The sequence below is a fragment of the Leptolyngbya sp. AN10 genome (assembly GCF_050565645.1).
GTDB lineage: Bacteria > Cyanobacteriota > Cyanobacteriia > Leptolyngbyales > Leptolyngbyaceae > Leptolyngbya.
The window spans coordinates 183,022-192,662 of sequence record NZ_JBNXVP010000014.1 but is presented as its reverse complement, the minus strand read 5'-3'; the positions used below and the strand labels follow the sequence as shown (position 1 = coordinate 192,662).

At 46.1% G+C, this 9,641-nt stretch carries 9 protein-coding genes; 6 read left to right on the top strand and 3 right to left on the bottom strand.

Annotated features, from left to right (window positions below; all coding sequences use genetic code 11):
* Positions 1 to 100: 100 nt before the first annotated feature.
* The 6 genes from ACQ4M5_RS20660 (at position 101) to ACQ4M5_RS20635 (ending at position 6,827) form a co-directional block, all read left to right on the top strand.
* Complete coding sequence (locus tag ACQ4M5_RS20660) at positions 101 to 2,152, top strand: NHLP family bacteriocin export ABC transporter peptidase/permease/ATPase subunit (protein ID WP_430677565.1); 2,052 nt, start codon at positions 101 to 103, stop codon at positions 2,150 to 2,152.
* Between the two features lie 15 nt (positions 2,153 to 2,167).
* Positions 2,168 to 5,068, top strand: a complete 2,901-nt coding sequence (locus ACQ4M5_RS20655; protein ID WP_430677564.1) for an NHLP bacteriocin export ABC transporter permease/ATPase subunit — start codon at positions 2,168 to 2,170, stop codon at positions 5,066 to 5,068.
* Positions 5,069 to 5,081: 13 nt separating this feature from the next.
* On the top strand, positions 5,082 to 5,534 hold the full coding sequence (locus ACQ4M5_RS20650; protein WP_430677563.1) for a DUF3574 domain-containing protein: 453 nt from the start codon (positions 5,082 to 5,084) through the stop codon (positions 5,532 to 5,534).
* Positions 5,535 to 5,677: 143 nt separating this feature from the next.
* A complete protein-coding gene (locus tag ACQ4M5_RS20645) occupies positions 5,678 to 5,950 on the top strand; it encodes a Mo-dependent nitrogenase C-terminal domain-containing protein (protein WP_430677562.1) in 273 nt (90 codons plus the stop codon).
* Between the two features lie 19 nt (positions 5,951 to 5,969).
* Positions 5,970 to 6,344 (top strand): nuclear transport factor 2 family protein, encoded by a 375-nt coding sequence (locus tag ACQ4M5_RS20640; RefSeq protein WP_430677561.1) that lies wholly within the window; start codon positions 5,970 to 5,972, stop codon positions 6,342 to 6,344.
* 21 nt (positions 6,345 to 6,365) lie between these two features.
* Entirely contained in the window at positions 6,366 to 6,827 is a 462-nt protein-coding gene (locus ACQ4M5_RS20635; protein WP_430677559.1) for a hypothetical protein, read from the top strand.
* Between the two features lie 51 nt (positions 6,828 to 6,878).
* On the opposite strand, the gene ACQ4M5_RS20630 is transcribed toward ACQ4M5_RS20635, so the two are convergent.
* From ACQ4M5_RS20630 to ACQ4M5_RS20620, 3 genes are all read right to left on the bottom strand, one after another.
* On the bottom strand, positions 6,879 to 7,577 hold the full coding sequence (locus ACQ4M5_RS20630) for a response regulator transcription factor (protein WP_430677558.1): 699 nt from the start codon (positions 7,575 to 7,577) through the stop codon (positions 6,879 to 6,881).
* Positions 7,578 to 7,699: 122 nt separating this feature from the next.
* Positions 7,700 to 8,362 carry a response regulator transcription factor gene (locus ACQ4M5_RS20625; protein ID WP_430677557.1) on the bottom strand — a complete coding sequence of 221 codons (663 nt, stop codon included), beginning with the start codon at positions 8,360 to 8,362 and terminating at the stop codon, positions 7,700 to 7,702.
* Positions 8,359 to 9,465: a response regulator gene (locus ACQ4M5_RS20620; RefSeq protein WP_430677556.1), complete on the bottom strand. Its 1,107-nt coding sequence runs from the start codon at positions 9,463 to 9,465 to the stop codon at positions 8,359 to 8,361. The genes ACQ4M5_RS20625 and ACQ4M5_RS20620 overlap by 4 nt, the downstream gene beginning before the upstream one ends.
* Positions 9,466 to 9,641 lie beyond the last annotated feature (176 nt).

The window sequence follows — 9,641 nt, the reverse complement described above, 5'->3', positions numbered from 1 at the left end:
ATCTGCGTGCCTTAACTCGCTACTTATTGTTCGAGAATTGGGATCATTTGCTGACCTTTATGATTGAAGGACTGGAGTTAGAAGTCCCGCCCAACTCCAGTTGATTTTTCATAATGAGAATTGCTGGGTTTCACGCGATGGCAGCAAAGCCTCGAATGTTCTTAGTGCTGCAAAAAGCTGTCAGTTACAAGCAAAAGGCTTCAAAACCGAGTTAGAAGCACTCAGAAAGCTAAAGTGTCCATATATCGTATTCTGGAACTTCAATCATTTCTTAGTGGTTGAAGGCTTCGCTAAAGATAAGGTGTATCTCAATGATCCTGCAACTGGACCACGCACCGTTTCTACTGAAGAATTTAATGAGTCTTATACAGGCGTAGTTCTCGTATTTGAACCAGGTGCAGAGTTTAGACCGGGTGGACGTAAACCGAGTACAGTTTTAGCGCTATGGGATCGCTTACAAGGTTCGATCGGTGCGTTAGCTTATTGTGTTGCTGCGGGGTTGTTATTAGTGATTCCTGGATTAGCTTTACCCGCGTTCTCTCAAGCTTTTGTGGATAATGTTCTAATCGAGGGGCGCGATGATTGGATTCGCCCGCTGATTCTCGGAATTTTGTTTACATCTGTCTTGAATGGATTTCTCACACTGCTACAACTTCAGTTCCTCCGACGCTTGAGGATTAAGCTTGCAGTTGGAATGTCAAGCCGATTTCTCTGGCATATTCTCCGTTTGCCTGTCAGCTTTTATGATCAGCGATTTGCTGGAGAAATTAGCAGTCGAGTGCGGTTGAACGATAGTTTAGCCGCGTTGCTGTCTGGACGACTTGCAACCACAATGATTTCAGCCGTAACGGTCTTTTTCTATGCGTTTGTGATGCTGCAATACGATGTGGTTTTAACCTCGATCGGGATTGCGTTTGTCGCAGTAAATATCACAGTTTGGCGATGGGTCTCTCGCCAGCGAGTTGATGCCAATATGCGACTGATGCAAGAACAAGGTAAAGTCAGTGGGGTTTCGATTTCTGGTCTGCAAAGTATGGAAACACTAAAGGCATCAGGGCTAGAGTCTGATTTCTTTTCACGCTGGGCAGGCTACTACGCGAAAGCAATCAACGCACGTCAGGAAATGGATACAACCAATCAAACGTTGGGAGTTCTGCCTTCTTTTCTGACTTCGATTACCTCGATGTTACTGCTGGTGATTGGAGGCTTGCGCGTGATGGATGGCGTGTTGAGCATTGGGATGTTAGTCGCATTTCAAGCCATGATGCAGAAGTTTCTAGAACCTGTGAACAGTTTAGTGTCACTTGCGGGCGAACTGCAAGAAATGGAAGGCAATCTCAATCGATTAGATGATGTGTTGCGAAACCCGATCGATGCTGCTTTGAACCAACCTAAATCACTTTCTACCTCAACGGTTCGACTTCAAGGTTATGTTGAGCTTCGTAACTTAACGTTTGGCTACAATCGCGCAGGAAAACCGTTAATCGAGAATCTGAGCTTTCACTTAAAACCGGGTCAACGAGTTGCGCTTGTGGGCGGGAGTGGTTCGGGTAAATCAACCGTTGCAAAGCTTGTTTGTGGCTTGTATGAGCCTTGGTCGGGTGAGATTCTGTTTGATCATCAACTGAGAACACAGATTCGGCGTGAAGTGATTACGAACTCGATCGCGCTTGTTGAACAAGATATTTCGCTGTTTTCCGGTAGTGTTCGCGATAATTTAACACTCTGGGATGCGACGATTCCTCAAAACAACTTAGTTCGAGCTTGTAAAGATGCTGCGATTCATGATGTCGTGCTGTCGATGCCGGGTGGCTACAATGCTGACCTTGCTGAAGGTGCAACGAATTTAAGTGGTGGTCAAAGACAACGATTAGAAATTGCTCGATCGCTGGTGAACAATCCATCGATTCTAGTGATGGATGAAGCCACGAGTGCGCTAGATTCTGAAACTGAGAAGCTCATTGATCAAAAGCTACGGGAGCGAGGCTGTACCTGCATTATTGTGGCGCACCGACTCAGCACGATTCGAGATTGTGACGAGATTATTGTGCTCGATCGCGGAAAAGTGGTGCAACGCGGTAGTCATGATGAACTGCGACAAGTTGAAGGAAAGTATCTGCAATTGATTCGGAGCGAAGGAGAAGCGCTGTAGAGGAAGGTTATTACTATGCTTGACCAAGTTAGAGTTGCAAGTTTGCGCGGAGAAACACATCGATTAAAGGGCAATGAACCGATTTTGCTTGATGATCCGCAAAATGTTTGGATTGTAAAATCGGGATCGTTTGCGTTATTTGCAGTTGAAAGCCAGAACGGTACGATCGAAGGAACTCGCCGCTATCTATTCACAGTTAGAAATCAGCAGGCAATGTTCGCGACTGCATCGAACACAAGGCGGCAGATTTTAGCAGTGTCGATCGAGGAAACCGAACTCCTAAAAGTGTCGCTGCAAGAATTCATGGGTGAGGGACAAGCGATCAATTGGATCGAGGACTGGATTGAACATCTCGGACTTGCACTCTCAGACATTGTGCCGCCTGAGCTACCCGCTCAAGAAGAAGGAACACGCTATTTCTCACTCGCAACCCATCAAGTGTTTCAGCCACAGCGAAACACGATCGCTTGGGTACAACTTCAACAAGGCTACGCGACCTGGATGGGATTCGAGGAACGATTGCTTACACCTGATTCTGAACTATTACCGTTTAGTTCAAATCTTTGGCTACAAGCAGAATCTACGATCGAGCTTTCTGCCCAAACAACGCTAGAAATTGACGATTTAGAAACACTAATTGCAGGTTTAACCCAGCTTCAGATCTATTTTCTTCAAGCGATCGAGCAACTAGAACAACAAGATGCTGAAGCAGAGCGATCGCGCTTTCAAGAGCGGCAACAATTGAATCAGCAAGTGATGGACGAAACGCTAGGCGAATTGGTGTCATTACTTAAAGCTCCTGGGACAACCATTTCTCAACCTGCTGCGATCGACCCACAACAAGCGCTACTCATGGCAGCGGGAGCAGTCGGTCACGCTTTGGGTGTTACCATTCGTCCTCCAGCAAAGTCGGAAGATCTCAAACGAGTCGGCGATCCATTGATTGCGATCGCTCGGTCTTCTCGATTGCGAATGCGTCAAGTATCACTCCGCGATCAGTGGTGGAAAAAAGACTGCGGTGCAATGCTCGCTTATACTTCAGACGAAAATCAACCAGTTGCAATTCTACCCATATCAGATACGCGCTATGAGATCTATAATCCGCTCCAACAAACACGGATTACCGTTAACAATCGAAATGCAGCTAATCTTACTTCAACCGCTTACACTTTTTACCGTCCATTGCCGGATAAAGCGCTAAAAACACTTGATTTACTTCAGTTTGCGCTACGAGGACACTATCACGAACTCATTGTTGTTCTCGTAGCAGGCGTGGCAACAACACTGCTTGGAATGGTGACTCCTCAAGCTACAGCCGTCTTGATTGATAACGCAATTCCCGATGCCGATCGCAGTTTACTCGTTCAGATTGCTCTGGGTTTGCTTGCGACTGCGTTTGGTGGAACGCTGTTTCAACTGGCTCAAGGTAGCGCGATTATGCGAATGGAAACTTTTGCGGATTCGTCTACACAGGCGGCAGTTTGGGATCGGTTGCTGAACTTGAAAGCATCCTTCTTTCGGCAATACTCGATCGGGGATTTAAACTCGCGGGTCAGTGCAGTCAGCCAAATCCGTCAGAAGCTCAGTAGCACCGTTCTCAGAAGCATTTTTACTAGCTTGTTTTCATTGTTAAATCTAGGATTATTGTTCTACTACAGTGGGGCACTTACCTTGATTGCTGTATTGGTTGCGTTGGTAAATATTACGGTCACGATCGTCTCTGGTGTGATGACGCTTCGTAAAATTCGTCCTTTGCTCGAATTGCAGGGACAACTCTTTGGGGTGATGGTGCAGATGATCAATGGAGTGACCAAACTGCGGGTTGCTGGAGCCGAATCACGCGCCTTCGCACACTGGGGCAAACAATACAGTCAGCAGATTAAATGGATGCTCAGCACACAAGGCGTTGAAGATGTGCTTGCCGTTTTGAACAAGACGCTTCCTGCTCTAACAACAGCAATTCTATTTTGGTTTGCAACGACATTACTACAACAATCACAAACTCAAGGTGGCGGCTTTTCAACTGGAACATTTCTTGCGTTTAATGCCGCTTTTGGAACATTCATTGCGGGGGCAACCAGTCTAAGTACAACAGTAGTGGATGTGCTAAAGATTGTTCCGTTGTGGGAGCGGGCACAACCGATTTTAGAAGCTCGCCCTGAAGTTGATACAGATAAGGCTGATCCGGGTCGGTTAACGGGTCGATTACTGGTCGATCATGCAATCTTTCGCTATCGAGATGATGGTCCTTTAACGCTTGATGATGTCAGCATCGAAGCTGAACCTGGGGAGTTTATTGCCTTGGTGGGTCCTTCAGGCAGTGGTAAATCAACGTTGTTTCGATTGCTACTCGGCTTTGATGTGCCTGAATCTGGAACGATTTACTTTGATGGACAGGATTTATCTGGACTCGATGTGAATGCGGTGCGTCGTCAGTTAGGGGTGGTAATGCAAAATAGCCGATTGATGTCAGGATCGCTTTTTGAGAACATTGCAAGCGGGGCGCTAGTAACAATGGACGAAGCCTGGGAAGCTGCTCGAATGGCGGGATTTGCTGAAGACGTTGAATCGATGCCAATGGGAATGCACACGGTCATTAGCGAAGGTGGAACTAATCTTTCGGGTGGACAACGGCAGCGGTTATTGATTGCCCGATCGCTGGTTCTCAAGCCCAAAATTTTGCTATTCGATGAAGCGACCAGTGCGCTCGATAATCGCACTCAAGCGATCGTATCTCAAAGTCTAGAACGACTCAAAGTCACTCGAATTGCGATCGCTCATCGTCTCAGCACGATTCGCAACGCCGATCGGATCTATGTCCTTCAAAACGGTCGAGTCGTTGAACAAGGCAACTTCGATCAACTATCAAATCAAGCGGGACTATTCGCGCAATTGATCGAACGACAAAAAATCTAATGGGAGCTATTCAATGAAATTTAGGATAATTACCAATCTTTTTCTTGCTGCTGGATTGGGATTTACTGCGATCGCGCTTCTCAATCCGCCTACTGATCCAAGCCGTATCGAAAGTTCCGCTAGTGTCTGCCAAGCTCAACACGGGAACCCACTGAATAGAACTGAGCTACTGTTTGGCTTATCAAAACCAAATGGCTCTGTTGTAACTGAAAAAGAGTTTCAGCGCTTCGTGGACCAAGAAATCACGCCGCTGTTTCCGAATGGGCTAACGGTACTAACCGCGATCGGACAGTTCAAGGACTCGAACGCAAAAGTGATCAAAGAAGAATCAAAGGTATTATTGTTGCTTTATCCCTTTGACGGTGAAAGTAACCGCCGCATCGAGCACATTCGAGAAGCATACCGAAGCACATTTCAGCAACAATCTGTGTTACGTACCGATGCTCGATCGTGTATTTCTTTCTAACTCATGACAATCCTCATAGACGAGCAAGTGACAAAAGTTAGATCAGCATCATGACTTTGTGCAATCCAGTTCAAGACGTTTTTCAGAGGTTTACAGCAGGGAGAGTTCCTAAGATGGAGCTATCCCAATCGAGGTACAACCTGATGCAACGCTTCAAAAACAGTCTCATTTCTCCGATTCGTCAATGGCTCGAATCCATTGAGATTCAGCAACCTAAAACAGCACGATTGTTGTGCAAAATGATTCCGGCTCGGTGTCCGTTTGAGCGAGAAATTAAACTCTTCGATCGCACGATCGCATCAATTCCACCCCTTTGTAAATTGAATCCGTTCTATGATCAAATCGTCGAAATTCGCTTCAAATCACTGATGTACTTAGCCGATCAGTGTGGAGAAGATGTTACCCTCTACTGCTAAATGCAGGTTGAGAATTACCATGACCGAAGCTATCAAAGCTCAAATTATCAATATCGAAGAACGACTGAGACAAGCCATGCTTGCGTCTGATGTCGATGTTTTGAATGAACTACTCGCCCCCGAAATTATCATCACCAGTCACCTTGGAGAATTACTCAGCAAACAAGATGATCTCGCTGCACATCAATCTGGTTTGTTCAAGATACAAGAGTTGAACCCCTCAGAGCAGAGGATTCAACTGCATGGAGAGATCGCGATCGTGTCAGTCCGAATGCAACTTATGGGCAGCTACAATAACAGTCCAGCAAACGGTGACTTTCGCTACACTCGCGTTTGGGCAATTTCTGAGCATGGAACTTGGCAGATTATTGCTGCCCACATCAGTAAAATTTAGACCACAAAGGAGAAATATTTCATGATTCATCACATCTCGATCGCAGCCCTTTACCCCCAACACGTTGCTGAAGTGCTGGCAGAACTCTGTCAAGGACAAGCAATGCCGTTTCCTTACCACGAAGGTAGCTACATTGTGTTAACCTTCGATTCGCATGGAACACTGATCGAAGTTCACCCACAAGGAACAGAACTAAAGCCGATTGGAGAGATTAAACTGCCTCCTTGTGAGCAGGGTTCTCGCTACACTGCCTTTCACGCCGCAGTTTCAGTTTCAACCTCTGAAGCACAAATTCATCAGATTGCTCAGCGCGAAGGTTGGCAAGTGCAGACTTGCGATCGCGAGGGATTCTTTCAAGTGATTGAGGTTTGGATTGAAAATCAACAGTTGCTAGAGTTCCTGCCACCCACATTCGCGACACAGTATCTCGCTTTTACGCATCCAGATGCACTAAAGCAGTTTTTATCAATGGCAGCCGCTTGAGATTAACGACAAAAGCTAAACCTGCCAGAATTGATTTTGGCAGGTGTTTTATCAATCTAAGTTTGGTTTGTCGCTGTTTGATGCTTTCGGACGAAGAACAGAATTGGCGTAAATTGCAATTTGCGATCGATTCCTAAGATTGAGCCGATTAAAAATACTGGTCACATGAGTTTTAACAGTGCCTTCTGTGATGTAGAGTTGTTGGGCAATCTCGCGGTTTGTTGCGCCGCGCCCGATCAGGTGTAAAACTTCTTGTTCTCTGGGTGTCAGGTCTGGAATCTTTGGAGTCGCTTCTGGACGATTTTGAGCCTCTGGAGAAGATGCGATCGACAACTTGTTAAACAGTCCCGGACCAAACTGCGTATAACCTTGATGCACAAATCGAATCGCGGTTGCAAGTTCGCGTGATGGCATATCTTTGAGCAAATACCCTCTCGCCCCTGCCTGCATCGCTCCTGCAATATAAGCATCATCATCAAAGGTGCTGAGAATCAAAACTTTGACTGTGGGAAACTCCTGCGTAATCAACTGGGTTGCCGTTTGTCCGCTCATTTCTGGCATTCGGATATCCATCAGCACAACATCAGGCTGAAGGTGTGCCACCAGTTCTAAAGCAACTTTACCATTGTCCGCATCGCCTACAATCTGTAGGTCGGGTTCTAGTTCTAGCATCGCCTTGAGTCCTTGCCGAATCAAGCTTTGATCATCCACTAGCAAGACGCGAATTCGAGGAGATTCAGGAGATTGCATCGGTTCTGCCTCTTTGTACTATCCTCCCCAATCTGGTTGAGATAGATTTAACACTGTTTAATCTATGCGAAAGTGAACTGCGATCGCATCGAATGAATGTCACGACTGACACATTACATTTGTCATTGCTTTGGCTTTTTTAGCCAAGTAGAATAAGTATTGGCAACGATCGCAGCTTGAGTACGATCGCGGACTTTCAATCGATCGAGAATGTGCGAAATGTGGTTTCTCACAGTGCCTTCAGAAAGATGCAGCGCTTGAGCAATTTCTCGATTGTTTGCCCCAGTCGCAATCAGTTGCAGCACATCGCGTTCTCGATCGGTCAATTCGTCGAGTTCAGGTGGTATTGATAGCTCCTGTATTTGAGCCTGAGCGATTACCTTCTCAACAATGCCAGGACCGAACTGAGTATAGCCTTGCTCGATCGATCGAATTGCCTTCGCGAGTTCCTCCGCAGGCGTATCTTTCAGCAAATATCCTTTTGCTCCAAACCGTAACGCTTCAGCTACATAGTTCGTATCATTAAAAGTCGTGAGAATTAAAATTTTGGCATCTGGAAATTGCTGGCAGAGCTGTTGAGTCGCTTGTACTCCATCCATCACAGGCATCCGAACGTCCATTAACACTACATCAGGAGAGTCTGGCTGTAATGCTTTAAATTGTTCGATCGCTCGTTGTCCGTTCTCCGCTTCAGCAACAATCTCAAGATCAGGCTTTGTTTCCAGAATCGTCTTTAAGCCCCGACGCACAATCTCTTGATCTTCGACCAGCATCACTCGAATCATCGTGAATCCTCCGCCCCTGGCAATTCTGCACTGATACAGCAACCGTTTCCAGGTGAACTCTCAATCCTGAGTGTTCCACCCACTGCCGCTGTTCGTTCTTGCATTCCTCGCAGTCCATACCCCACCGAAGGTTCATCAGGATAAAATCCTTTGCCATTATCTTTCAACACGAGTGCTAATCCGTCCGCTGTTGATTGCAAACGAACCTCAACACTGGTCGCATTTGCATACTTACAAATGTTTGTTAAGCCTTCTTGCACAATCCGGTAAGCAACATGATTGACAGTGTTAGAGAGCATCTGAGATAAGTCAACAGAGCAATCGGGCAAAATTCCTGTTGTTAGGTGGAATTCGTCGGTGAGTTTGACGATCGCACTTTCCAACAACTGCCCTTGCAGCGGATCAGATCGAATGTCCGAAACCGATTGTCGCACTGCTTGTAGCGCCTGTGATCCCAACTGTTTCGCTTCAGCTAAAAAGCTATGCGCTCGATCGAGATCAAAATCCCACAAGGTGAGTCCTGTTTCGATTTGAATATTGAGAGCGACGAGCAAATGTCCCAAAGAATCATGAATATCGCGGGCAATGCGGTTACGCTCTTCGATTGCGACCATTTCCTCGATTCTTTGATTCAGAGCGCGTTCTTGTTTGAGCGATCGACGAAGTTCTTCTTCTGTGATTTGTAGGCGGCGATTCTGCTCTTGAAGCTGTTGTTTCAACCGACAGAGCTTCAGTTGATGTTCAACTCGCACAATCACTTCTTCGACCTGGAACGGCTTGGTAATGAAGTCTGCTCCGCCGACTGCAAACGCTCGAATCTTATCGATCGCTTCATTAAGAGCACTGATGAAAATGACTGGAATCTCTTGAGTGTTTGGATCTTCTCGTAAGTGCTGACAAACTTCATATCCATCCATACCTGGCATTGTAATATCTAGCAACACCAGATCAGGAGGTTGCGCCCGCATCCCCATCAGTGCCGTTGATCCGTTCGTAACACTGCGAACGGTGTAGCCTTGTTCATTCAGCATTGCTGATAGTAGTCGAAGATTGTCTAAGGTATCATCGACTAGGAGAATGTCACCTTTTCTATGATAGTTCATGCCATGTTCTGAAGAATGGATAGTTTGGCTCGAACACTAGAAACTCTAATACTAGAAACTCTAACACTGTTCAGTGTTAAAGCTCCACTTTGCTTATGTTAAGCTTTTCGGCGTTTTGTCACCCGAACGGGTAATTTCACTTTATGCTAAACATCGATAGCATGAGCAAGATTTGC